This is a genomic window from Streptomyces sp. NPDC092369, assembly GCF_044755245.1.
In the GTDB taxonomy this organism is placed as follows: domain Bacteria; phylum Actinomycetota; class Actinomycetes; order Streptomycetales; family Streptomycetaceae; genus Streptomyces.
Window position 1 is genome coordinate 328,279 of sequence record NZ_JBIVQP010000007.1, and the last position, 23,896, is coordinate 352,174.

Annotated in this window: 25 protein-coding genes; 15 read left to right on the forward strand and 10 right to left on the reverse strand. The window is 70.7% G+C overall.

The window, feature by feature from the left end:
• The first annotated feature begins 284 nt into the window (after positions 1-284).
• Positions 285-1,145, forward strand: a complete 861-nt coding sequence (locus tag ACIQI8_RS36550) for a helix-turn-helix domain-containing protein (protein WP_402360534.1) — start codon at positions 285-287, stop codon at positions 1,143-1,145.
• Between the two features lie 35 nt (positions 1,146-1,180).
• Positions 1,181-1,663 (forward strand): hypothetical protein, encoded by a 483-nt coding sequence (locus tag ACIQI8_RS36555; RefSeq protein WP_402360538.1) that lies wholly within the window; start codon positions 1,181-1,183, stop codon positions 1,661-1,663.
• Positions 1,664-1,930: 267 nt separating this feature from the next.
• Here ACIQI8_RS36555 and ACIQI8_RS36560 read toward each other — a convergent pair whose 3' ends face one another.
• Positions 1,931-2,131 (reverse strand): DUF397 domain-containing protein, encoded by a 201-nt coding sequence (locus tag ACIQI8_RS36560; RefSeq protein ID WP_402360541.1) that lies wholly within the window; start codon positions 2,129-2,131, stop codon positions 1,931-1,933.
• 434 nt (positions 2,132-2,565) lie between these two features.
• Between ACIQI8_RS36560 and ACIQI8_RS36565 the strand changes: the two genes are divergently transcribed.
• Positions 2,566-2,721: a hypothetical protein gene (locus tag ACIQI8_RS36565; protein WP_402360544.1), complete on the forward strand. Its 156-nt coding sequence runs from the start codon at positions 2,566-2,568 to the stop codon at positions 2,719-2,721.
• A gap of 190 nt (positions 2,722-2,911) precedes the next feature.
• Here ACIQI8_RS36565 and ACIQI8_RS36570 read toward each other — a convergent pair whose 3' ends face one another.
• Entirely contained in the window at positions 2,912-3,103 is a 192-nt protein-coding gene (locus ACIQI8_RS36570) for a hypothetical protein (RefSeq protein ID WP_402360547.1), read from the reverse strand.
• On the reverse strand, positions 3,100-3,525 hold the full coding sequence (locus ACIQI8_RS36575; protein WP_402360550.1) for a hypothetical protein: 426 nt from the start codon (positions 3,523-3,525) through the stop codon (positions 3,100-3,102). Before ACIQI8_RS36575 ends, ACIQI8_RS36570 begins: the two co-directional genes overlap by 4 nt.
• 113 nt (positions 3,526-3,638) lie before the next feature.
• On the opposite strand from ACIQI8_RS36575, the gene ACIQI8_RS36580 reads away from it, so the two are divergent.
• The 4 genes from ACIQI8_RS36580 to ACIQI8_RS36595 are packed head-to-tail and all read left to right on the forward strand — an operon-like array spanning position 3,639 to position 9,192.
• Positions 3,639-5,000 (forward strand): hypothetical protein, encoded by a 1,362-nt coding sequence (locus ACIQI8_RS36580; protein ID WP_402360553.1) that lies wholly within the window; start codon positions 3,639-3,641, stop codon positions 4,998-5,000.
• Entirely contained in the window at positions 5,000-6,262 is a 1,263-nt protein-coding gene (locus ACIQI8_RS36585) for a hypothetical protein (protein WP_402360556.1), read from the forward strand. The genes ACIQI8_RS36580 and ACIQI8_RS36585 overlap by 1 nt, the downstream gene beginning before the upstream one ends.
• 3 nt (positions 6,263-6,265) lie before the next feature.
• Positions 6,266-7,924 (forward strand): tetratricopeptide repeat protein, encoded by a 1,659-nt coding sequence (locus ACIQI8_RS36590; RefSeq protein ID WP_402360559.1) that lies wholly within the window; start codon positions 6,266-6,268, stop codon positions 7,922-7,924.
• Between the two features lie 17 nt (positions 7,925-7,941).
• On the forward strand, positions 7,942-9,192 hold the full coding sequence (locus ACIQI8_RS36595) for a CHAT domain-containing protein (RefSeq protein WP_402360562.1): 1,251 nt from the start codon (positions 7,942-7,944) through the stop codon (positions 9,190-9,192).
• On the opposite strand, the gene ACIQI8_RS36600 is transcribed toward ACIQI8_RS36595, so the two are convergent.
• Positions 9,185-10,060, reverse strand: coding sequence for a DUF3592 domain-containing protein (locus ACIQI8_RS36600; RefSeq protein ID WP_402360565.1), 876 nt, complete (start codon positions 10,058-10,060; stop codon positions 9,185-9,187). The genes ACIQI8_RS36595 and ACIQI8_RS36600 overlap by 8 nt on opposite strands.
• Before the next feature lie 64 nt (positions 10,061-10,124).
• Between ACIQI8_RS36600 and ACIQI8_RS36605 the strand changes: the two genes are divergently transcribed.
• The 3 genes from ACIQI8_RS36605 (at position 10,125) to ACIQI8_RS36615 (ending at position 12,203) form a co-directional block, all read left to right on the forward strand.
• Complete coding sequence (locus tag ACIQI8_RS36605) at positions 10,125-10,274, forward strand: hypothetical protein (RefSeq protein ID WP_402360568.1); 150 nt, start codon at positions 10,125-10,127, stop codon at positions 10,272-10,274.
• A gap of 121 nt (positions 10,275-10,395) precedes the next feature.
• Positions 10,396-11,076, forward strand: a complete 681-nt coding sequence (locus ACIQI8_RS36610) for an SDR family NAD(P)-dependent oxidoreductase (protein ID WP_402360571.1) — start codon at positions 10,396-10,398, stop codon at positions 11,074-11,076.
• Positions 11,077-11,153: 77 nt separating this feature from the next.
• Complete coding sequence (locus ACIQI8_RS36615; protein ID WP_402360574.1) at positions 11,154-12,203, forward strand: MBL fold metallo-hydrolase; 1,050 nt, start codon at positions 11,154-11,156, stop codon at positions 12,201-12,203.
• 56 nt (positions 12,204-12,259) lie between these two features.
• On the opposite strand, the gene ACIQI8_RS36620 is transcribed toward ACIQI8_RS36615, so the two are convergent.
• Positions 12,260-12,973, reverse strand: a complete 714-nt coding sequence (locus ACIQI8_RS36620) for a hypothetical protein (RefSeq protein WP_402360577.1) — start codon at positions 12,971-12,973, stop codon at positions 12,260-12,262.
• Between the two features lie 114 nt (positions 12,974-13,087).
• Between ACIQI8_RS36620 and ACIQI8_RS36625 the strand changes: the two genes are divergently transcribed.
• The 3 genes from ACIQI8_RS36625 (at position 13,088) to ACIQI8_RS36635 (ending at position 17,001) form a co-directional block, all read left to right on the forward strand.
• Positions 13,088-15,778, forward strand: coding sequence for a LuxR C-terminal-related transcriptional regulator (locus tag ACIQI8_RS36625; RefSeq protein WP_402360580.1), 2,691 nt, complete (start codon positions 13,088-13,090; stop codon positions 15,776-15,778).
• Positions 15,779-15,868: 90 nt separating this feature from the next.
• Positions 15,869-16,102: a hypothetical protein gene (locus ACIQI8_RS36630; RefSeq protein ID WP_402360583.1), complete on the forward strand. Its 234-nt coding sequence runs from the start codon at positions 15,869-15,871 to the stop codon at positions 16,100-16,102.
• The gene (locus ACIQI8_RS36635; RefSeq protein WP_402360586.1) at positions 16,099-17,001 is read left to right on the forward strand and encodes an alpha/beta hydrolase; all 903 of its coding nucleotides are present in this window, start codon (positions 16,099-16,101) and stop codon (positions 16,999-17,001) included. The genes ACIQI8_RS36630 and ACIQI8_RS36635 overlap by 4 nt, the downstream gene beginning before the upstream one ends.
• 70 nt (positions 17,002-17,071) lie before the next feature.
• On the opposite strand, the gene ACIQI8_RS36640 is transcribed toward ACIQI8_RS36635, so the two are convergent.
• Together ACIQI8_RS36640 and ACIQI8_RS36645 are read right to left on the reverse strand one after the other, a co-directional pair.
• Complete coding sequence (locus ACIQI8_RS36640) at positions 17,072-17,971, reverse strand: hypothetical protein (protein WP_402360589.1); 900 nt, start codon at positions 17,969-17,971, stop codon at positions 17,072-17,074.
• A gap of 170 nt (positions 17,972-18,141) precedes the next feature.
• Positions 18,142-19,056: an SGNH/GDSL hydrolase family protein gene (locus ACIQI8_RS36645; RefSeq protein WP_402360591.1), complete on the reverse strand. Its 915-nt coding sequence runs from the start codon at positions 19,054-19,056 to the stop codon at positions 18,142-18,144.
• A 370-nt stretch (positions 19,057-19,426) separates the two neighbouring features.
• Here ACIQI8_RS36645 and ACIQI8_RS36650 point away from each other — a divergent pair, with 370 nt between their 5' ends.
• Both ACIQI8_RS36650 and ACIQI8_RS36655 read left to right on the forward strand, forming a co-directional pair.
• Positions 19,427-19,789, forward strand: a complete 363-nt coding sequence (locus ACIQI8_RS36650; protein WP_402360594.1) for a winged helix-turn-helix transcriptional regulator — start codon at positions 19,427-19,429, stop codon at positions 19,787-19,789.
• A 154-nt stretch (positions 19,790-19,943) separates the two neighbouring features.
• Positions 19,944-20,981, forward strand: a complete 1,038-nt coding sequence (locus ACIQI8_RS36655) for a zinc-binding alcohol dehydrogenase family protein (protein WP_402360597.1) — start codon at positions 19,944-19,946, stop codon at positions 20,979-20,981.
• Between the two features lie 415 nt (positions 20,982-21,396).
• Here ACIQI8_RS36655 and ACIQI8_RS36660 read toward each other — a convergent pair whose 3' ends face one another.
• From ACIQI8_RS36660 to ACIQI8_RS36670, 3 genes are all read right to left on the reverse strand, one after another.
• A complete protein-coding gene (locus ACIQI8_RS36660; protein WP_402360600.1) occupies positions 21,397-21,966 on the reverse strand; it encodes a sigma-70 family RNA polymerase sigma factor in 570 nt (189 codons plus the stop codon).
• Positions 21,967-22,131: 165 nt separating this feature from the next.
• A complete protein-coding gene (locus tag ACIQI8_RS36665) occupies positions 22,132-22,389 on the reverse strand; it encodes a hypothetical protein (protein WP_402360603.1) in 258 nt (85 codons plus the stop codon).
• A 49-nt stretch (positions 22,390-22,438) separates the two neighbouring features.
• Positions 22,439-23,833 (reverse strand): FAD-binding oxidoreductase, encoded by a 1,395-nt coding sequence (locus tag ACIQI8_RS36670; protein WP_402360605.1) that lies wholly within the window; start codon positions 23,831-23,833, stop codon positions 22,439-22,441.
• Positions 23,834-23,896: the final 63 nt, after the last annotated feature.

The following is a 23,896-nucleotide window of genomic DNA, read 5'->3' on the forward strand; positions in this document are numbered from 1 at the left end:
CCGCGTACCACTGGTCCCCGCGCCCTTTCGCGCTCCCGTGCGCGTCAACGGTGCGAAAAAGAGGGGCCCTTCGGGAGCAAAGGCGCACGCTGTGACGTTGAGTGAGACAGACGGTCCTGTCGTGCAGGTCAGGCGGGTGCCCCCTCTCTGAGTGTGACGCTCCACTCATCCACCGTTTTGGCTCTATGCAGAATGCTCGGAGCATAATGAGCATGGCAATGAGCTAGGAACTTTCTGTGCATGGCCGATGAGGTTCGGGGTACGTGCGCGGAGGAGGAGCGGCGATGACACATCAGATTGACCCCAGCCTGAACCGACGCAAGCTGCGCCTCACGCTGCGCCGGGCGCGTGAGCAGGCGGGTCTGAGCCAGCGGGAGGCGGCCGAGCGGGTCGAGTGGTCCCAGTCGAAGTTGATCCGGGTCGAGAACGGCACGGTCGGCGTGTCGGTGAGTGATCTCCGGGCGTTGCTGGCGCTGTACGACGTGACCGACCCCGGGCAGGTCGAGGAACTGGAGCAGGCCGCGCGGGGCAGCAAGGGGCCAAGCTGGTGGTCCGGCTTCCACGAGGTGGTCACCCCGCAGTTCGCCCAGTACCTGGGGTATGAGGGCGCGGCGGATTCTCTGCACACGTATCACCCCATCGTGGTGCCGGGGCACCTACAGACCCGCGCCTACGCGGAAGCCCTTCTGGCTCCCCGCGACCTGGAGGAGGACAGGTGCCGCCGGGTGGTGGACCTGAGGATGGAACGCAAGCAGCGGATGTTCGACGACTCGGGCAGGCCTGCCTGCGAGTTCGTGCTGGACGAGGCAGCCGTACGACGCCAGATCGGAGGCAAGGAGGTGCTCGGGCAGCAGCTGGGCCACCTCCTGGAGCTGGCACGCCGCCCCCAGGTCTCCATCCGGGTGCTGCCCTTCGAGGCGGGAGCCCACTACAGCACCCTGGGCAGCTTCGTCCTCCTCGGCTTCCCCGATGATGACGATCTTCTCTATCTGGAGCACGCGGCCGGCAGCATGACCGGCGGCGAGGACCTGCGTCTGCTGGCCCGTTACCAGGAGTGTTTCCGCACGATCACCGACAAGGCGCTCGACGAGTCACAATCGGCCGACCTGATCAGCCGCGTCCAGCAGGATCTCGGCGTCGGTTAACAGCCGAGGCGACGAGGGCAGGGGAGGGCCGAAGCGTGGTCTCCAGGCCGGTATTTCAGCGCCTGCTGGAGTGGATGCAGACGAACATGCCCGCTGACACGGGTCAGACGGGCGACATGACCGACGAGGTCCTCAAAGCACAGGCCATTCAGGATCCCGCCCAGGTGAAGAACCTGATCGAGATAGAGCGAGCCCGCGCCGAAAACACACGCCGGCTGGAGACCGCCCGCGGCGAGATGAAGCTGAAGTTGGTGACCCGCCTCATAGCGGCAGGCCTGGTCGCCCTGGCCGTGCTGGTGGTGGCCGCGCTGTTCGTCATAGACAAGGCCGCCCGTCTCAAGCTGCCCTGGCCGCCGGTCGGCACCAGCGCCTTGACCGTCGTCGGTGCTGGTCTGTCGAGTGCGGTGGCCTGGTGGGTCAGACGGGCGGTCATACGCAGGCGTGCGGCACGGACTAGTGCGGCGAACCCGCCTGAGAGCCGTACGGAAGGCGATCAGAATCCGGTGGGGGCACCGTAGGAGCCACACCCGCGCGCCACAGGCCGACACTAACCGCCACGATCATGGCCACGGAAACCCAGACCACCCGTTTGATGACAACGCTGTCAACCAGCATCGACGCAGTTGCCGCTGCCAACGTGGCGAAAAGACCGACTACAAGCGTGAAGCTGATCGCTCCGCCCACCACCGCAGACCGGCTGCAGGCCTTGCGGCCCAGACGCTGAACGGCCGACGCCCCGGCGTCCATCCGCTCCCCTCCCCCTTGCCGCTGGCTGGTTAAGAACGTCACCGGTTCTCTAACTCCCCTGCCCTCACGGCGTCCAGAAACACAGACCAGACACCAGCGGTAAACGTCACAGCAGGCCAGGCAAGAGCTTTCGAATCGCGGGCAAGGACCCAGTCACGCTCCACCGCGACCTCCACGCACTCGCTCTCGTTGCCGCACTTGCTGCTCCTGCGCCACAAGGGTTTCCCCCCATGCACCACCTCAGCTCCTCCCGATCCCCCGATCTACCCGGATGGTGCGCAGCAACTCTAGTGGACGGTTGTGCACTGCCGCAGAGCAACGGCCGGATTACTCCCTCCGACCACGACGAACAGCGCGCATAAGGCTACCCACAGCTACCAAAGGCAAGGTTACGGTCGTCTGAACGCCACCGCCATACGGGAACAGGCCGATGTGCCACACCGCTGTGCGTCCGCATTGCGTACGCACAACAGCACGCCCCCTCAGGAGAGTTGACACTGCCGTGAAGCTGCCCGCTGCCCAGAAGCGCGACGGGCCGGGATGGTGAGGGCGGCGGGTGCCGGTGCAGCCGGTGCTCGTCCTCGCGCTGTAGTGCGCCCCACCCCGCGACGGAACGGGAGGCATCCTTCGAGGGCCCGCCCCATGGTGCCGGGTCGACCGGAGGACCTCCGTAGTGCAGCCGAAGAAGGCGGCGGAGCAGGCCGAGCTGGAGGGGCTGCACAAGAGGCTCGCATGGCTGGAGCACCACTTGTCCCGCCGGGACGCGGCCCTGGAGGTTATGGGAAAAGCCAACGCGCTCCTGGAACTGCTCTCCGGCGGCGCGGACTGAAACATGGCGCCACGCCCGTGATCGATGAGGTGTTCGCAGGTGTCCAGGGACAGTTGGAACCGTGGCGGCCTTCCGGCTGGGCAGCCGCTCGCGGCCCAAGCGTCACGAGAAGGAGGTACATCCTGGCGGCCGCCCAGGGACCGGCCTTCGACACCTGTGTCGGCGCGGGACCATTCCCCCGTCCGTCACGTCAGAGCCGCCGTCTCTCGGCCACACCGCGCGCCAACTGCTCCGCGAAGGCGCGCAGAGCGTCGAGGCGCTCCGCGTCGTGGAGGAAGGAGCGGCGGTGCGCGTCGCCGAAGCCGGACAACTCCAGCACCCGGCCGTCGAAGGTGGGCAGGACAGTGTCGCTCGCCGGCGCTTCGTACGGCGGTGTCGTCACGGTGTCACTCCGTCTCCCGCGTAGAGGTAACCGCCGGGGTTGGCGGGGTCCGCGATCAGAAGTACCTGATCACCGGCGCGGGGGATGCGCAGTTTCGAGACGATGGTCTGGAGCGTGATCGGGTCGGCGGTGACCGCGGTCAGCTGGAGGACCAGGTCGACGACGGGATCGTGGTTGACCAACTTGCCGGTGTCGCTGATCGCCACGACGACGGCGGGGGTCGTCGGTACACCCATGGCGAGCAACTGCCGCACGGTTGCACCGGAGTTGTACGCGCCGATCGACTGCTGGAGCTTGGCATAGTCCTCGCCGCCGAGCGTCGCGCGCGTGATCCGGCCATAGAAACCCTTGCCCTCGGCCATCTGCTCCACGATCTTGGCGGCCTTCTCCTCGCGGCTCCTGCCCTTGCCGAAGATTCCCATGCTGTGCCTGCCCTTCCGGTCTGTTCTGCCTGGTGGAATGGACGTTAGGAGGCGGGCAGCGCCTACCGATCCCAGGTTCGACCACCAGTTCCCCCAGGACGTACGCTCGGGCCATGCCGTCCCCGAGCCAGCCGTCGACCGGCGAGCGCCGTCCGCGCGCCATGGTCATCGACCGTGCTTGGCGCGGCCTCGGGCCGGGTCCGCAGGCGCTGAGCGGGCCCGGTGGCGGGCCACTGACCCGGACGGTCAAGCTGATCGTGCTGCCGCTGATCGTCCGGCCCGCGCTGCGCCCGGAGCTCGCCACCGACTTCCTCGACGCGCGGGAGGCGGAGCAACTCGATGCGCTGATACGGGAGTCCGCTGCGGTTCTGGAGGCGACGGCACGGTGGTTCACGCTCCTGAAGAAGACCCGCCGGGCACTCGGGATCGTGGCGGGCAACCCCCAGGACCTGTATTTCCAGCGGTGCTTCGAGCTGGCGACCGAGCACGGGGCGCCGGGGCCCGGCGCGGACGCGGTGGCGAGGGCGGTACTCGAAGACGTCGTGGACGCTTCCGGCGGACGGTCCGTGGAGGCGCTGAGGGAGCATCTGGCGGACACCGCCCGGCGCGCCCGGCTCGACGCCGATCTGGCAGCGGCGTGGGACGGACGCGAAGCGGTACCGGGCGCCGTCGATACGGGCCTGGCGGCCGAGGTTCTCGAGACCTGCGGTGCGGCGGGGGCTGATGTACCGGCCTTCGCCGCCATGGTCCGCGCCGAGCACGGCAGCCTGGTCGGGCGAGCCCTGTGGGCGGCGCACCCGGCCGATGTCTGGGACCGCGCCGACGTACCTCCGCACCTCGGACTGACCGCACACCGTGTCCCCCCGCGCCCCGAGATCGGCCGGAGCGCCTCGACCGCCACGCTCCCCGCGCCGTTCGACCGCACGCTCTTCGAACGGCTCTTCACCGTGCTCCAGGCATCGGCCCACCGGGAGCAACTGCCGACCGTGCCCGAGCTCGTCCGGCGAGAAACCGGCCGCAGCTGCGCCCCGCTCGGCCTGTACGACGAGAGCCTGCGCGTCACCGTCGTGCTCGGTGGCCGACTCGCGGTGGGCCTCGATCCGTTGGGCACCGGGACCTCCGTGGCGGGGTCGACGGCGGCACACCGCATCGTCAACAACCGCTGGCGGCGGGAGGCTTCGGTCCTCCGGGCTCGCAGGATGACCGTCTCCCCCCGCCCCGACCCGGACGGCGGTGTGCTGAACGCCCTCGCCCAGGACCTGCGCACTCCGTGGACCGCGTACATGCGGCGCCTCTGGGTGCGGCTGCACGGACGCGACGTCCGCGACGCGGCACTGCCCGACGCGGCATCCGCCTGGGGCGTGCTCGACGGGGTCGCCCGCTCGGTGATGATGGATCACCGCGCACGAGTCCGTACGGCATTGCGCACGCTGTCGGCGACCCCCGTGACCGCCGCCGAGCCGAGGAGCGCATGATGCCTGAACGGCGCTGCGCCATCACGCGGGACGAGGACGGCACTGTACGCCTCGCGGGAACCTCCGCCGAGCCCGCCTTCACCCGGGCCGTTCTCGATGTCGCGGGCGCCGTCCTGACCTGGCCCGTGCTCGGCCCAACAGGTCTGCCTGCAGCGGAGATCCACGACGTGGGGCAGGCCCAGCAGTGGCTGTGGGCGGTCTACGGCGAGCGTACAGCCGCCGCTGTTTACGCCTTCGCGTCGGGGGATCCGGCCGCCGAGCCGGCGCTGCCCGAGCAGCCGTCCGCCCTCGCCGAGGCCGCCGCCCGCCTCGCCTTCGGGCACTGGGCGGCCCGTTGGTGGCCGACGTCGTACCTGGACGGGATTCCCGCACTCGAACCGGACCTACTGGGGCTTGAGTTGGCCGCACTGACCCACGAATGCCAGCAACTCTTCGATGAATCAGGCGAGTTGGCGGATGCCGAACTGCTGGAGGAGCACCTGGCCGCGCTCGATCCGCTGATCCGTTGGCAGCGGTCGGCGGCCCCGCCCGGCCAACTGGACCGTGTCCTACGGCTGATCGACGACGCGGCCGACAACGCCGGGCTGGACGGGGAGTCACTACGACGCCTCCGGTCTGCCCTGGAACAGGACCACAGGCCGGCCGCCACGTCGTTCGACCTCGCCGAACTCTCCGCGCGGCGGCAGGAGTTCGCCCTCGCGGCAGGCAGTCTTCGCACCGCGACCGGCCGCGTGGTCGCCCGGGGCTCGGGGACCAACGACTGGTGCCGCTATCCGCCCGGCTTCGTCGACGCAGCCGAGAACGCCGTGTCCTGGACCGCGTACGCGCTCGGCGCCGGGCGGCGGATCGAGGTCGAGGTCGTCGCCGACATCGCGGCCCCCATGGGCGGGGTGCACCTCGCGGCGGAGGTCCACGTGGACAGCAGCCCGCCGAACCGCGTGCGGCTGGCGAGGCAGGAGGACGTGTGGGTCGGCGGGGCTGACCTGGACATCCCGGCGTCGACGACACCGGGCATCGAAGTCGGCGTCCTGCTGCCGGGGTTCGACCCGGGACCGGGCGCCGATGAGCGCGCGGCACGTGAAGCGGTACGAGCCCTGGCCCGGCACCGACTCGGCGTCGCGGCGGCACCGCAGGACAGCGAGGCCGCACAGGCACTGCACCGTAGCGAGGCCGCACAAGCACCGCACGGCAGCGAGGCCGCACACCCCGAGCCGTTCCTCGCCGAGATCGTGGCCGCCGCTGCCGTGGAGGAGGACTTCTAGCCCATGCCGGAAGAGCCGGAAGACCCTCAAGATCCTCAAGACCCGGAAGACACAGCGCAACAGGAGGAGCAGGCGGCGGGGCTCAGCTACGGCGAGCCCTTCGACAGCGGCTTCGCGCTCGCCGAGCGCCATCAACTCACCCCGGATCTCCGGGCAGCGCTGGCCGTTTACGGCGAACTCCTCGCCGTGGCCGAGTCGTTCGAGGACTCTCCCGACGTACAGCTCCTGCGCGGGCACCTGTTGTCCGACATCGGGACGGTTCAGCTCGCGGCCACGGATCTGCCCGGGGCGGCCCTGTCCATCGGGCAGTCCCTCGATCTGGTGCGGGGCATCGCGTCCGTGCCGATGGGACCGAACGGCCGCCAGCTGTGGCTGGAAGTCCTGCTGAAGACACTCCTGGCCAGAGTCGAACTCCTGCGCAGGACCGGACGGTTCGAGGAGGCGCAGGAGGCAGTGGACGAGGCGACGGCCCTGCTGTCCGAGTTCCGCGACCCCGAGGGGCTGCGCACCGCCGAGATCGGCCTGAGCCGGGTGCATCTGCTCATGGACCGCAGCGCGTGGGGCGCGGCCGAGGAACTGGCCTCCGCGCTGCTGGCCGACGCGCCGCCGGCCGAGCCGTATCTGCTGGACTGTCTGGGGGTCGTCTGCGCCTCGACCGTCCGGTTCGAGCAGGCGGAGGACTTCTTCGCCCGCGCGGAGGAGGCCTATCTGGCGCTGGGCCACCACGCGGGGCGCCAACAGGTGCTCTCCCACAGGGCGTACGCGGCGCTGCGGGCGGGCGACCTCGACCGCGCGGAGGAGTTGTACGCGCAGGCCGCCGAGATCTTCGAACGGCAGGGCCGGGCCGAGGACTTGGCAGTCTGCGAACAGGCCCGTGCCGCCATCGCCGCACACCGCGGGGACGCGGCCGGCGCCGCCGCTCTGACGGCGTCCAGCCTGGCCCGCTTCCAGCAGGTCGGTGCCTCGATCGCCGCCGCCGACACCATGCTGCTGGGCGCCCGGCACGCGTACGAGCGGGGCGACATCGACGAGATGAAGCGGCTGGCCCAGGGCGCGCGAGACGTGTATCAGGAGCGCGGGGTGTACGAGCGGTGCGCCCAGGTGGACCTGATGCTCGCGCGAACCCTTGAGGACAACCTGAACCGGACCGACCACGGCGTCCACGAACGCACCTCGCTCGCGGGTGCGCTCTCCCTCGCCCTGCCCGCCGCTCTGACACTGGAAGCGGCCCGCTACGACTTCGCCACCGCCCACGCCCGCAGCCAGTGGCTCCAACTGGCCGACGAAGCCATGCAGTTGGTCTTCCGCCTCGCCCTCCGCAGCAACGACCAGGGGCTGATCTTCGAGCTGGTGGAACACCGGTGCGCGGGCGCCTCCCTGGCCCTGAGCCATACGTCCACCGCCGACCAGGGGGCGGTCTTCCCGGACGCCGCCATGAAGACGTACGCCCCCGATGACGGCGCTCCCCTGACGCTGGGCGGCATCGCGGCCGAGGCCGCCGCCTCAGTCGGCCTGCGCGTCGCACCGCCACCGAAGATCGTGATGTCGGCGGAGTCGGGCGGCCGTACCGCGCTCCAGGAGTACGTCCAGGCAGCCGAGTTCCGCTATCACCGGCGGATCGTGAGCGAGGAAGAGGTGCCGTTCTGTCCGCCGACGATCTGACCGACCCGAACCGTCCGGTGGTCCAGGTCCGCCTCGCCGACGCCGGTGACCTGCACATGACCTGGACGTGGACCCGTGGGGCCCAGGGCTTCGGCACCGGGTACACCCCGGGGGCGGACGTGGACGAGGCGATCCGCGCGCTGGCCGTCGAACTGCCGGGCGGCGGCGCGGAAGACATGCGGCGCACGTTCGCCTCCGGCGCGCTGGCCACGTACGAGCAGGAGCTCCGCCTCTCCCGCATGCTGGCCGACGTGCTGTGGCCACCGGGCCTGACCGACCAGATCCGTCAGGTCTCCGCCCGGCTGGGCCGTCCGCTGATGCGGCTCCAGCCGTCGCCCCGGGTCGCCCAGGTCCCGTGGGAGCTGCTGGCCGTGGACGGTGACGACAGCGACGTACGGCTGATCGACCTCGTGGACATCGCCACCACGGCGCCGGCATCGCTACGACGGGCCGGCACGACCCCGACCGATCAGGACCCTGCCTCGGACTCGGACGCCGTGGTTCTCGTCCTGGACCCCCGGGTCCCCGGCTTCCGCGCCGACTCCCCGCTCGGGTCGGTCCTGGGGCAGCCCGGCTCGGACCCGGAGCTGCTGTCCCTTGTGCGGCGGAGGCTCGACGCGGGCACCGTCGTACCGTCCGTCGCCGCCCCCGCCGAGGCCTTCCGTCGCACCGACCTCGACCGTGACTGGCTGGGTGAGGCGCTGCGCAAGGGTGCCCGTCGCCTGATGTACGTCGGTCACGTCAGCGGCGCCCCGGTCGAGGGCGGGCAGAGCGAGGACGTCACCCTCCACCTGTGCTGCGGCCCTCGGACCACGGGGATGGCCGAACCGGTGCGCACCCACCGCCCGTTGTCCGCCAAGGACCTTCTGCTGGGCACGCTCCCGCTGCGCGCGGACGGTGTGCCGGGCGCCCACCTCTGGCCCGCACCGCCGCGCGTCGCGCTCATCGCCTGCGAGAGCGGCGGTGATCTGCGTTTCGCGGAGTCCTTCGGGCTGGCGACGGCGATGATCCACAACGGCGCCCACCTGGTCACCGCCACCCGCTGGGTGCTCCCCACCAGCTTCGCCTTCCACCGCCTGGCCGGTCTGCCGGAGTCCGTACGACCGCTCACGGAGGCCGTGGTCGCCGTGGACGCGGCCCACGAGGACCACGACCCGGTCCGCCATCTCGGCGCCTGGCAACGACAGCGGCTCGACCAGTGGCGCGCCGACGGTCGGATCGAGCACTCGCCCCTCCTCTGGGCGGCCCTGACCTGCATCGTCAGGTGAGGGGCCAGGGGTGGTGGAGGCCGTACGCGCCCACCCCGATCGCGGCGGTCCCGGCGACCAGCAGGGTGGCGACGAACCTGATGTTCGACGTGCGCTCACGGCGTTCGTGGTCGGGATCGGCGGTGAGGAGGGACGGGTCGGCGGGCGCGTAACGGAGCGGGATGGCACGGCCGAGGGACCGGGCGATGTTCCGGATGCCCTGCGTGCACAGCGCGGTGACCTCGACGCCCTCATGGGTGGTGAAGGCGACGACGGAGGCGTGGCTGACGCTCTCGCCGCCTTCGCCGTCGGGGTGGACGTCCCTGGTGACGGCGACCACGCGGCCCTGGACGGTGACGCCCGCGGCCAGTTGGGCGGCGCGGGCGCGGGCGTACTCGCCGTCCCGGCTCAACGCGGCGACGAGCAGCAGCAGTCCACCGACGCAGATCAGCCCCCACTGTCGGCCCCACACGAAGAACGACTGGACGACCAGCCCCAACACCAGCAGGATCACCATGCAGTTCGGCCCACCGACCCCGGAGGTCCGCCCCTCGCTGTCCAGCATGAGATGGAACCGCTCCGGCCGCCGCCGCGGAAACCGGACCGGGAACTCCTGCCCCACCCAGGCCACCAGCACCCGGTCGCCACGCCTGTTCTCGTGCCGCAGCCTGAACTCCCGCCCGGTGGCCGGGTCCTGGTACAGGATCGTCACCGGTATCCCCTGGTCCCCCGGCTCACCGTGTCCCGGCGCGTGCACCTCCACGACCCGGGCCGTCACCCACACCGCCCGCTGCGGCCGGGTCAGCCCGGCCAGTGAACACGCGTAACCCACCAACGCCAGCACAGCGGGCACCGTCCACCACAGCCCGAGCATCTTCTGCAGGTCCATAAGGCGAGGCTCTCGCTGCCGGAACTCCTACCGATCCCAGGTTCGGGGCGGGCCGGGCGTACCGGTGGACGCCGAAGGGCCGGCGGTGGACGCCCTCCCGGCGGACACCCGTGCCGTGTACGTCACCCCGGCCCACCAGTTCCCGCTGTGCATGCCGATGTCGGACATCGAGCCGGGCCCGCACCGCGTACTCGACCCGCGTCAGGACCACTGAACGAGCAAGCGGCACCGCGCACTTGTCTCCGTGAGATCACCGGAATCCGGTGAGGACCGCTCACCTCCCCCGCGACAAACCTGGGACACGGCCAGAGGGCGACGCCGGCGAGGAGGCGGACATGAATGAGCGTGTGGCGGTGGTGATCGGTGCGGGCGGAGGCCTGGGCCTGGCCACGGCGGTGGTACTCGCGGACGCCGGATACACCGTGACCGCGGTCGACCGTACGGAGAAGACACTGGAGGAACTGCCCGACGTCATCCGCCGGGAAGTGGTCGACGCGACCGACCCGGCCGTGGCCAGGAGTGTCATCGACCGGATCGCCACCGAGTCCGGGCCTCCCGAAGTGCTGGTGAACACCCTCGGCGCGTTCCGCCCGGGAGACGCGCTCGCCGTCACGCCCGAGGAGCTCCGGCTCATGCTCGACGTCAACCTCGGCGCCGCGCTCTGGCTGAGCCAGGCGGTGGCGCCGTACATGCGCCGGCGCGGCGAGGGCGCCATCGTGCACGTCTCATCCCGGCCGGCGATCGAGCCGACCGCCGGTATGGCCGCCTACAGCCTCGGCAAGGCGGCGCTCAACCACCTCGTCCGCGTTCTCGACCTGGAGCTGCGCCCGGACGGCATCCGCGTGAACGCGGTGGCGCCGCAGCTCATCAACACCGCAAGGAACCAGGCGGAGTTGCCTCCGGAGGCGCTGGCCCACGCCGTGTCGCCGGAGTCGGTCGCGCACATCATCGCCTTCCTCGTCGGCGACCTCGCGGCCGACATCGGCGGAGCGATCGTGCCGGCCTACGGCGCGTAGCCCGGACGGTCCGACGCCACCTGCGCCCTCCACCCCACGTACCTCTCGTATCTCACGACTTCCCGAAGGGGATCACCATGTCATCGACGAACCGCCGCTCGTTCCTCGCCCGCGGTGCGGCGCTGGCGACCGTGCCCACGGTCGCCGTGCTCGCCGACGGCGCGCTCGCCGGTCAGGCGTCCGCCGCCACGCTGCCCGACTACGCGCCGATACCGCCGTCCGCGCTCGGTCCCGCCGTCAACGCGCAGGGTTACTACGTCGGCCGGATCGAGAAGAACCTGTACTGGGTGACCGACGGCACCTACCAGGCCGCGTTCCTGACGACCCGTGAGGGTGTCGTGCTGTTCGACGCGCCGCCGTCGATCGGGCACAACCTGCAGCGGGCCATCGACGAGATCGCCTCCGCCAACGGCGTCTCCAACAGAGTGACCCACCTGGTCTACTCCCACCACCACGCCGACCACCTCGGCGCCTCGTCGCTGTTCGGCCGGCATGTCGTACGGATCGGCCACACCGAGGCCAGGAAGCTCCTGGCCCGCGACAACGACCCGGCCCGTCCGGTGCCCGACATCACCTTCGACCAGCGGTACACGCTGCGGGTCGGCGGGGAGCGCGTCGAACTGGCCTGGCACGGCACCAACCACACCCCCGACAACGTCTACATCCACCTGCCTGACCACCACACCCTGATGCTCGTCGACGTTCTGCTGCCCGGCTGGGTGCCCTTCGACAGCTTCAACCTCAACGAGGACGTGCCCGGCTCCATCGCCGCCCCCGCCAAGGCCCTGAGCTACCCGTGGAAGCACTTCGTCGGCGGCCACATCGGCAGGCTGGGCTCCCGCCAGGACATGGTCGTGTACCAGCAGTACGTGGACGACATCGTCGAGAACGTCAAGAAGGCGCTCGTGACGGTCGATCCCACGCCGTACTTCACGAAGTACGGGAACAACGTGTGGGCCGCGGTCAAGGAGTACCAGGCCGCCCAGATCGCCTACGCGGCCGGTCCCGTGATCAAGAAGTACACCGGCGTCCTCGCCGCGGCCGATGTGTACACGGCCAGCACGACGTTCATCATCCTCGAATCCCTGCGCCTCGACCTCGGTGTCGACTCGCAGGTCCATGCCTGACCGGAAGAGTCCGCGGGGCTCGTCCTGACGTCAACTCGCCGATCCAGCAGGGTCGTTCACTCGGTACGGCCCACCACGAGTTGGTAGAAGATCGGCTCGCCGGTCGTCGTCACCCGGTGCTGGAACCTGGTTCGTTCCAGCACCGTGAGACCACCGTCGGACACCAACCGCTCGACGGCGGCGCCGAACCCGTCCGGGTCCGACTCGTCCATCCACCGCTCGTCGATCGTGAAGGCCACGGGAGCGCCGGCCGGCAGGAGGGCGAGTGCGTTGTCGAGCGCCCGCGGTGTGGCGTGCGTGCCGCCGAACGCTCCCGCCGACACCAACCCGCCCAGCCCGTACGGGCGTAGCGCCGCGCGGAGTGCGTCGGGGTGCTGGAAGTCGCCGACCACGTAGTCGTCGTAGACGCCCGGCCGGTCGCGCAGACACGCCTCGCGTGCCGCCGGCAGCGCGTCGACGCCGACGACCCGGGCCACGCCACCGCGGCGCACGAGTTCGCCGACGAGGCCCGTGCCGGAGCCCACGTCGAGGACCGTCATCGAGCCGGGATCCAGCCCGAGGCCCTCGGCCGCCCGCAGGAAGCCCTCGGCCGCGACCTGCGGCGACGTGCACCGCAGGCGTTCCTGGACGACATGCTCGTAGAGGCCCGGTACGGCGTAGATCCGCGTGTACTCGTGCAGGTGCACCGTCTCGTGCTCGCTCAGGGCGATGTACTCGCCGTCGGTCTCCGGCGGTCCGAGGAGACGGACACTCGTGAACGCATCTGTCATGTCCGCGAGACTATGCGCCCACGGCCGCGTCGAGGGAACGTCGTCCCTGCTGGATCCTCCGACGGCCTCCGTCCACGCCGGGATGCGGTGATTCGTGTCGGCTACGCTGACGGCGTGGCTCAAGGACATGGCCCGAAGCCCCACCTGCCGGCCGCAGCGGGGCCGGGCCGCGCACCGGACCGGAGTCGACCCGGTCTCATCGACCGGCGCGATCTGGTCGCCGCTCTGGACCGCGCGGCCGAGAAGCCGGTGACGATGATCTCCGCGCCGGCCGGCAGCGGGAAGACCTCGCTGTTGCGCGCCTGGGCCGACCGGCCGGGCCAGGACCGCCGTATCGCGTTCATGTCCGTACGACCGCGCCAGCAGGAGGCGCAACTGTTCTGGCTCGCTCTGCTGGACGCGGTCCGCGTCGCGGCCGGCACCGAGGGCGCGAGTGAACTCCCGCCCGTGGCCCCGGGGTTCAACGGGGGCGCCCTGATGGACAAGGTGCTGTCCGAGCTCACCGCGTCCGGCGGAGCCTTCTTCCTGGTCATCGACGACCTGCACGAACTCGACTCCGTGGCGGCCATCGAGCAGCTCGCGGCCCTGCTGACCGATCTCCCTCAGGGCGTGCACGCGATCGTGGCCACCCGGCACGACCTGCCGCTGCGGCTGCACAGACTGCGGCTGAGCGGGGAACTGGCCGAGATCCGCGCCGCGGAGCTGCGCTTCACCGAGGCCGAGACCCGCGAACTCCTCGCCGCCTGCGACGTCGCGCTGTCCCACGATGTGGCCCGCGTGCTGCATCAGCGGGCCGAGGGCTGGGCGGCCGGGCTGCGGCTCGCGGTGCTCTCGCTGGCCGGGCATCCGGATCCCGAACGGTTCGTCGCCGAGTTCTCCGGCAGCCACCGCACGGTCGCCGAGTATCTGCTGGCCGAGATGCTGGAGCGGCAACCCGCCCATGTGCAAAGGCTGTTGCTACGCACCTCCCTGACCGACCGGATCAACGGCGAGCTGGCCGATCTGCTCACGGGCGCGGCCGGTTCGGAACGCGTCCTGCTCGATCTGGAGGACGCCAACGCGTTCGTCGTGTCGCTCGACCCCGACCGCACCTGGTTCCGCTACCACCGCATGTTCGCCGACCTGCTGCGGCTGGAACTGCGCCGCACCCTCCCGGCAGCCATCCCGGAGCTGCACCGGCTGGCCGCCCGCTGGTTCGCCGAACACGCCCAAGTCGCCGATGCCGTACGACACTCGCAGGCCGCCGGCGACTGGGCCGAGGCGGCCCACCTGCTCACCGATCACACCGTCAGCCTCACACTCGACGGACAGGCCGGAACCGTGGTGGCGCTGTCGCGCGCCTTCCCGGCCGGCGCCGGGGAGAACTCCCCGGAGCTGGCGCTGGTGTACGCCAACGCCGACCTGCACCAGCACCGACTGGACGAAGCCCAGGCGCACTTGGAGATCGCCAGGTCGTACGCCGCCACGGCACCGCCCGACCGCCGGCCTCGGCTGCGGACGGCGATCGCGTCCCTGGAACTGCTGCTGGCCCGGTTGCGCGGGCACTTCGACGCCGTGTTCGAGCAGGCGGACGCGCTGCCCTCCCCCACCGCGGGCCAGTCCCACACCGAGGTCGCGCTCGCCGGCGACCTGCGAGCCCTTGCGCTGCTGAATCTGGGGGTCACCGAGGCCTGGTCGCTACGGCTCGCCGACAGCGAGCGGCACCTCCTGGACGGCGCCGCGCTCGCCCGTGACATCGGCCGCCCCTACCTGGAGGTCGCCTGCCGTGCCCACCTGGGATTCGCCTCCGGCCGCCGCTCCTTCGCCCTGGTCCGCCGGCGCTGCGAGGAGGCCATCGCGCTGGCCGCGCGGTACGGCTGGGACGCCGAGCCGGTGATCGCCCCCGCGCAGGCGGCCCTCGCCGGAGCACTGATCTGCGCGGGCGAGTTCGACGAAGGGGAACGGTGGCTGGAGCGCGCACGGCGCGTCACCCGGTCCGAGGGCGAGCCCGGCGTCCGGCTGCTGGTGCGGCTGATCTCCGCGATGCTTCCGGCGGCGCGCGGCCAACACCGCGAGGCACTGGCCGAGTTGACCGCCGCCGAGCAGGTGCAGGAACACATGGTGGGCCGGCACGGGCTGTCGTCCCGGGTGACCGCCTGGACGATGGCCACGCAGGCCCGCCTCGGGATGGTCGACCAGGCGCGGACGCTCCTTGCCGGCCTGGACGACAGCCAGGCCGCCGCCGGCGAGATCCGCACCGCGGCCGCGGTGATCCGCCTCGCCGAGAAGGACCCCGCCGCCGCCCGCCACGAACTGCGGTCCGTTCTCGACGGCACCGCCCCCGGCGACTCCCTGCTCACCCCGATCGAGGCCCATCTCCTGGACGCGCTCGCCTGCCGCGATCTGGGCGACGATCACGCGGCCAGGGCAGCCGTCGAACAGGCACTGCACCTCGCCGAGCCGGACCGGATGATCCTGCCCTTCGTGACGACCGGTGCCTGGGAGCTGCTCGACGCCCTGCAGCACAGGACCTCTCACGCCGCGCTGGTCTCCGACATCCTCGACGCCGTCCACGGCGACGCCCCCGCCGGGCCTGACCGATCGGCCGCGGGACCCGCAGAGGAACTCAGCCCGAGCGAGCTGCGCGTCCTGCGCTACCTGCCGACCAACCTCACCCGGCCCGAGATCGCCGCCGAACTGTCGGTCTCGCCCAACACCGTCAACACCCACATCCGCCGGATCTACGCCAAGCTCGGCGCCACTGACCGGTCCTCGGCGGTGCAACGCGGCCGGGAGCTGCGGCTGCTGTCGAACGGACGCGGCTGAGCCTCGTACGACAGCCGGAATCCTGTGCCTTCCTAGGATCACCGGATTCCGGTGACGCGGATTCACCTGGCGGCCGACGACCATGTGCGCATGGGTGATGACCCTGTCCTGTATCAGATCCGGGTCGACGGCCACCTCGGCCCCACCCTGCTGACGGCGTTCCCGGCGTTCGCGCCGCGGCAGCAGGGCACCGAGACCGTGCTCACCGGGCTGCTGCCGGATGCAGCGGCGCTCTTCGGTGTGATCTGCGAGATCGAGGCCCTCGGACTGGATCTCCTCGAAGTGCGCAGAGTCCGGCCCCCAGCGAAGGGAGATGCTCCGTGAGCACCGAGCAGCAACAGGCCCTCGACGCGATCCTGCGTCAGGCCGCCTTCCCCGTCGGCAGTTCCGTCGACGAACAACGGCGCCAGCTCCGCGAGTTGACGTCGGCGCAGCCTCTGCCACCCGAAGTGAGCGTGAAATCAGGTGCGTTGGGCGGGGTCCCCGTCACCGAGATCACGGTCGAGGGGGTCGAACCCCGGCACGTCGTCCTGTACTTCCACGGCGGCGTCTATGTCCTCGGGGACGCGCTCAGCGCCGCGGGTCTGGCCTCGCAGGTCGGCCGACGGACCGGCGCCAAGGCCTTCTCCGTCGACTACCGGCTCGCCCCCGAACACCCGTATCCGGCAGCGGTGGACGACGCGTTGGCAGCCTACGAAGCCCTCCTGCGGGACGGCATCGCCCCCTCGGACATCGTCTTCGCGGGCGAGTCCGCGGGCGGTGGACTCGCCGTCGCCACCCTGGTCAACGCCCGCGATCACGGACTGCCCCTGCCCGCGGCCACGTACGCCATGTCCCCGTACACCGACCTCACCCTGGCCGGCCCGAGCATCGACACCAAGCGGGACGCCGACCCGCTGCTGAGCCGGGAACTCCTCGAACCCCGGGTCGCCGACTACACGGCGGGGCAGGACGCCGGGCTCGGCCTGATCAGCCCCGTCTTCGCGGACCTCTCAGGGCTGCCGCCCCTCCTCGTCCAGGTCGGCTCCCACGAGATCCTCCTCGACGACGCCGTACGCCTCGCCCAGCGGGCCGCCGCCGCGGACGTGGACGTCACGTTGGAGGTCACCCCTGGTGCACCGCACGTCTTCCAGGCCTACGGTCCGCTCCTCGACGAGGCGACCGCCGCGCTGGACAGCGCAGGACGGTTCCTGACCGCACGGCTGACCGGTGCGCACGCGTGACCGGACAGCGCCAGGACCAGGGGTGACTCCGGACGGGCCCCAGCCGATCAGCGCGCCGGACCCTGGTGGCTCATCGTGCCGTCAGACCGACGATCCGCCACAGACCGTCGTTGCCACTGCCGGTCGTGTACGCGTCCCCGGACGCCGCCAGCGAGAAGCTGAAGCTGTTGATCCCGACGAGGTTGGTGACGTGGGACTGGACCCCGGTGGCGGGGTTCACGCGCTTCACCTCGCCCGCCACCATGAAGTAGACCAGGCCGTCGTCGCCGACCGAGATCGACGTGGGTTCGTAGGACTGGGTGACCAGCGAGCGGGTCGCGCCGGTGGTCACGTTCGTCTGCAGAATGCGGCCGGTCATCATGTCCGCGGTGTAGGCGAGTCCCGCCTTGTCGAACGCGATCCCGTACGAGAATCCGAGCCCCGTGGCCACCACGCGCGCCGTCCCGCCGTCCGGGACCGCGACGATCTCCCCGTTGCCGTCGGTGACATAGGTGGTGGAGCCGGCGCGGGTCACGCCGAAGAGCGAGGGCAGGCCGGCGGCCAGGGTACGGCGGCTGCCGGTGGCGAGTGTGACCTGCTGGAGCCTGCCGTCGAAGCTGGTGAGGTAGGCGCTGCCGTCCGCGACGGCCACACCGCGGAGGTTGCCCAGACCGGTGGTGATCGTGGTGAGCGTCCCGGTGGCCAGGTCGAGCTTGAGCAGATCGCCTCCCGAGTACGCCAGGTACGCCGACCCCGCGTTGTCGGGAGCGATGGCGACCGGTGAACCGGCTCCCGGCGCCACCTGCACACATGCCGTGGACGGGCAGGTGATGTCACCCGTCGCGGCAACGGCCGGTGCGGCAAGGGTCATTGCCGTGCCCGACGCGAGCAACGCGCCGAGGGCGAGCGCCACGCCCAGTTTGCGCCCGCGGCTGCCGAGAGAGCGGGCGGGACGGTCGAGCGGGAGGCGCATCGCGGTTCCAGATCTCATCGTTGAGTCCATCCGTTCCTGTGCGTCGACGATCGGTGGCCCGCGGGATCGCCGCGGGCACTGCACTGGCTACGTACGTGTACGTGAAGGGGTTCACGAGGGCGAGGAGATTCCGGGAGGAGGGGGTGTCGGCTCTCCCCAGGACAGCCGACACCCTCCTCTCCTTCAGGTCAGCGGCGGTACGGGCGGCAGTGGAGGGCGTGCTCCACCGCGGCGGCCATGGCCTGCTGGCCCTGGGCGTTGGGGTGCGCGGGTGCGGCCGGAGCCGTCGCGACCAGAGGTTCGATCCAGCGCTCTCCGGCCGGCTTGCACATGTCGTGGCCCACCGTGGGGGTGTAGGTGTCGACGTAGGCCGCGCCGTTGGCCGAAGCCTGGCCTGCGAGCATCGAGTTGAGCTTCTTCTCGGTGTCCCGCAGATAGGCGAAGTCACCGGCCGCGAGCGGTACGGCGGAACCGGTGCAGCCCACCCCGTCCTCGGGGAACAGGTCGGGATAGCCGACCACCACGACCTTGGCGTGCGGAGAGCGCTCGCGGACGGAGTCCAGGGCGGCGGTGATCTTGGGAGCGATGTCGTTGACCCGCTGCTCCAGACGGTCCGTGCCGTCGCTCGTGAAGAAGGTCTGGCACGGGTGGCCCGCCGGGTCCTGGGACGTCAGGCTCGCGCAGGTGGCCAGATTGTTGGAGAAGCCGAGGTCGTTTCCGCCGATGGTCAGGGTGACCACGTCCGTGTCCTCGCTCAGCGCATCGAGCTGCGGCGACTGCGCGCCCTGGGGGCCGGCCAGGGCGGTCGTCGTGGCGCCCGAACAACTGACGTCCGTCAGCCGCCAGTTCCTCGCCGCCGCGAGGAGTGACGGAAAGTTCTGGTCGGACCGCGCGCACGCGGTGTGGACCTGGGTCGGGATACCGGGGCCAGATGCGTACGAGTCGCCCAGCGCAACGTAGTCGACGGTGCGGGGGGTGGATATCGAGGCGCTCGCCGCTGTCGCGCCCGCAGTTGACAGCGCCAGCGCGCAACACGCGACCAGGGTGCCGCGCAGCAGGCGTCTGCGGCCGGGGGATCTCTCGGTCTGCTGGTTCAAGTCCATCCATTCGTCAGGCCCCCCGGGCGGCGGGGGAGGCGTGGGCATTGTCCTGGCGATACGTCAAACGGCTTGCACGTCAAGGAGGTTCACCGATGGGTGGTGACTGCTGTCCCCTGGAAAGGCTGTTGGCCAGCAAGGCGGATCAGAGCGATCCCTCTGGAGAGGACACCGGTATCCCCCGTGCCGCGTTGACCGGGTCCTTGGCATCACGGTCCTCCCAGAGTTCGTCGATGAGGGCGTCAACGTTCACGCGTCAGCCTTCATCAGCGGCTCCAATGTTCGAATCCCGTGTTTCCGAGCGTGGCCGTGACCGTACGAGACGGGGAGTGGTTACCGGCAAGGCACACTGGTACCCGTTGGGTACTGTTGCTGCATGACGAAGACATCGGGCCCCTGCGACGACCCCAAGAGCGTCTACTCGGCCGCCTGCCCCTGCCGCGACATGCTGGACCTGCTCGCCAACAAGTGGAGCGCTCTCGCACTGGGCGCCCTGGAGGAAGGGCCCCAGCGTTTCGGAGCGCTGCGCGGCCGGCTGCAGGGCGTGAGCCCCAAGGTCCTCACCCAGACACTGCGCCGCCTGGAGGACCACGGCCTGGTCGACCGGCAGATCTACGCGGAGGTGCCGCCCCGCGTCGAGTACAGCCTGACCCCGCTCGGCAAGGACGCCTGCGCGCCGCTCTCCCATCTGCGCACCTGGGTGGAGCAGAACATCGACCGGTTCCCGGAATCCGCCTGACCCCACGGCATCCTGGATTCCCCGCGCCCGCCCCACCTCAATAGTTCCTATTGGGAAGCAGACTCCCTTGCTGGTTACTACCTCCCGATAGGTACCTTGCGAGTCGTGGCCGCCGGTCCTCGTCGGCCCACCGCGCATGTCGAGGAGATCCATCATGAGTGAGACCTGGAAGACGACGACGATGCCCGCCGTCGGCTACCGCAAGAGCCTGCCGATCGACGACACCGAGAGCCTGCTGGATCTCGAACTGCCCGTGCCCCAGCCGGGTCCGCACGATCTGCTGGTCCAGGTGGAGGCCGTCGCGGTCAACCCCGTCGACTACAAGATCCGGCAGAGCAACGACCCGGGCGGCGAGCCCAAGGTGATCGGCTGGGACGCCGCCGGCACGGTCGTCGCGGTCGGCGACGCGGTGGAGTTGTTCGAGGTCGGCGACGAGGTCTTCTACGCCGGCGCGCTCGACCGGCCGGGCGCCAACTCCCGCTTCCACACGGTCGACGAGCGCATCGTCGGACACAAGCCCGGCACGCTCTCCTTCGGCGAGGCGGCGGCGCTGCCGCTGACCTCCCTCACCGCCTGGGAGGGGTTGTTCGAGCGGCTCGGTCTGCGCGAGGGCGCTGCGGCGGAGACCGGCACACTGCTGGTGACCGCGGCGGCGGGCGGTGTCGGTGCCATGGTGGCTCAACTGGCCCGCGCCCTCACCGGTTTGACCGTGATCGGCACCGCGTCCCGCCCGGAGAGCGTCGAGTTCGCCCGCCGGATGGGCGTGACGCACGTGGTCGACCACCACCGCCCGCTGCCGGCGCAGGTGGCCGAGGTGGCGCCCGGCGGGGTGGACCACATCTTCGGCACCGCGGGCACGGACCGCAACCTCGGCGCGTACGCCGACATGCTCAGGCCGTTCGGGCAGTTGCTCGCCATCGACGACTTCGGTCCCGTGGAGATCGGTCTGTTGAAGGCGAAGAGCATCTCCTTCCACTGGGAGCTGATGTTCACGCGCTCGCTGTTCCGCACCCCGGAACAGGTGACGCAGCACCACATTCTCGACCGGATCGCCCGGCTCGTGGACGAGGGCGCCCTGCGGACCACGGCCACCCAGGACCTCGGCACGATCAACGCGGCCCATCTGCGCGAGGCGCACCGGATCCTGGAGTCCGGCAGCACCATCGGCAAGGTGACTCTCACCGGATTCTGATCCTTTCGTGAACCTCCTTGTTCTCCGCCCCGTCTACAGACCGGAAGAAGAACAGGCCTTCTCGTAACCATGGAAACGTGACGAGTATGCGAGCGATGAGGTTCACGCCGGAGCAGCGAATGGGTCATCTGCTGCGCTGGGCGGCCGAATGGGACGGAACGAGGCGAGGGCGAAGCATGTGGGCGTATTCCCTGAGCCTGGGAGGCTCGCACGCCCTTCTGAACGACTGGGTCAACAACGAGAGGCTCATGAGCCTCCTGACCCCACAGGAAAGGAGCACGGTGGACGCGGCGCGCCGGCGGGCGAATCGGCGTGAGCCCGCCGCGAATCGGGGAGCACGGTAGCCACGCGTACGCGTCCGCCATTCACCGAATTCCCCGCCCCTCGGAATCGGTTGGCCACTCCCCGGCTGGGCTCAAGGGGCGTAGCCCCGCTCCGCCAGTGCGGCGCGCAGTGCTTTGAGTGCCAAGTGGGTCCGGGATTTGACCGTGCCCGGCGGTATGCCGAGTGTTTTCGCCGTCCGGGCCACGGACTGGTCCAGGAACTCGACGTGCACGAGGATCTCGCGATGCTGCAGCGTCAGGTCGCCCAGGGCCTCGCGCACGAGCTTCCTGGTGAGGGCCGGGTCCATGCATTCCGGGCCGGGCACGTCGTTCAGCGCGGTGTCGACCGTCTCCGGGGGGCGGGCCCTGCGGGCGCGGTAGCCGTCGATGACGAGGTTGCGGACGACCGTGAGGAGCCACGGCCGGATGCCCTCGGCCTCGGGATCGAGGATGCCGGCGTGCTGCCAAGCGCGCAGGACGGCCTCCTGGACCAGGTCCTGGGCCTGATGGCTGTCCCCCAGGAGCAAGCCGGTGGTCACTCTCAGCAGGAACACCCCGTGCTTGTCGTAGACGGCACGGATGAACACCTCGTCACGCCCCCTGTCCCGCGGCCCGTCGGTCCGGTCCGGCCGGGTGTCCCGGGCTCCTGTGCTGTGCCTCATCGCCATGTTCCCCCGGTGCGCCGTGGGTCGAGGCACGGCGCACTCATTCGTCGAAGGCTGAACGGGGAAACCTTCGGGGGAACCTCTTGCCGACCGCTTGATGTCCGCTTGCCTCTCCCGCGTCCGCGAGGACAGGCGCGGGAAAGGCCGGGGAAAAGGCGCTGTTCAGCCTGGGCCGGGGGCCGTGGCCCGGGCGGCTCGAACCGCCGCTTCCCGCAGGTCGGCGAGCCTGCCGGACCAGTTGCCCAGCAGGTCGTGGTCCGGCAGTCCGCGGACCGCGGCGAGCGTGGTGCGAATCCCGTCCACGTCGCCCGCGCAGACCGGGCACTGCCGAACATGTCTGTCGACGGCTACGGTCTCCGCCACATCGAGGGCCGCCATGGCGTAGGCGGCCAGTGCGGTCGTCTCCTGCTCGCATGTCACCGTGCGGTCTCCTGGAATCAGGTCGGTGGCCCGACGGCTCGGCGTGGTCCTATTCCGGAGCGATGTCGTGGTTGTTGACCCGAAAGAGGTTCCGCGGGTCGTAGCGCCTCTTCAGGGCGCGCAGCCGCGCCAGGTCGGCGGCGGTGAACACCTGCTCCGCCCGGTCCTCGCGGCCGGAGAAGTTCGTGTACGCGAGGCCCGTGGTCCAGGGGCTCAGGCGCTCGATCATCCCGCCCAGCATGGCCGTTTCGGCCTCGACGGTCTCCGGCGGCCCGACGGTCGCTCCCCACACGTTGAACTGGGCGTCCCGGGCGGCGATGGGAGCGGCCGCGGCCGGCCGATCGGCCAGCGCCCCGCCGAGGTGCCTGATCTCCAGGGCCGTGACGAGACCGCCGGCGGCCACCTGGGCGCTCTCCACAAGGGAGTTGACGGCCTGGGGCGGCAACTCGGCCAGCAGGGCGCCCTGTTCCGCGTACGGGAGGGGATCCGCGGGGTCGCCGTGCACGGCGGCGTACGCGCTGTAGGGGTGGCGGCCGATCGTGTCGAGGACGCCCTCGCCGATGGCCCGGAAGGGCGCGATGAGCTTCTCGGCCTCCTCGTCGGAGCCGAGGTGGGTCACCCGGACGTGAGCGAGGAACCGGCCGCGCAGCGGTTCGGCAATCTCCGGCACCGGCGGGAAGTTGAGCAGCGCCACCGAGCACGTGAAGGCGTCGGGCGCCTCACGAACCACGTCGGGGAAAGCGCGGAGCACGGCCTCGACGTGCTCGGCGGGGAAGTGGATCCCACCGCCGTAGAAGGAGGTCACGGGGAAGAGCCCGATCTCCAGCTCGGTCACGATCCCGAAGTTGCTGCGCCCGCCGCGCAGGCCCCAGAACAGCTCCGGGTCCACCTCCGGCGAGACGCGGCGCAGCGTGCCGTCCGGGGTGACGACCTCGATCGCGACGACGTGGTCGGCGGCCCAGCCGTAGGACCGGCCCAGGAACGGGCTGAGTCCGCCGCCGAGGGTGAAGCCCACGGCTCCCACCACCGGACTGGACCCGTTCAGCGGTGCCAGACCCGCCGCCTGAGCGGGCTCCACCACGTCCGACCAGAGCGCGCCCGCGCCCACGCGGGCCACGGCACGCTCGGCGTCGATCTCGACCGTGCGCATCGCACCCGTCGTGACGAGAAGGAAGTCGTCCTCGGCCGGGAACGGCTGGTGCCCGGTGGCCATGACCCCGACGGGCAGGTCCCGCGCGGCGGCGAAACCGACCGCGGCCAGCACATCGGTGGCCGTGGACGCCGCGACGACCAGGCAAGGCCGGTGCCGCGAACGGAGGTTGAACCCCGCGATCGCTCCCGTGCAGCCCGGGTCGTCCGGGGTGAACACGGATCCCCCGATCCGGTCGGCCAGTTCGGTGACGGCGTCCTCTCCGGGATCGGTCCGCCCCTGGTGCTCGGTCATGGTGCTGTGCCTTTCGTCGGCGCCGGCCACGTGGGAAGCAAAGGGAACGGCTCCTCGACACGA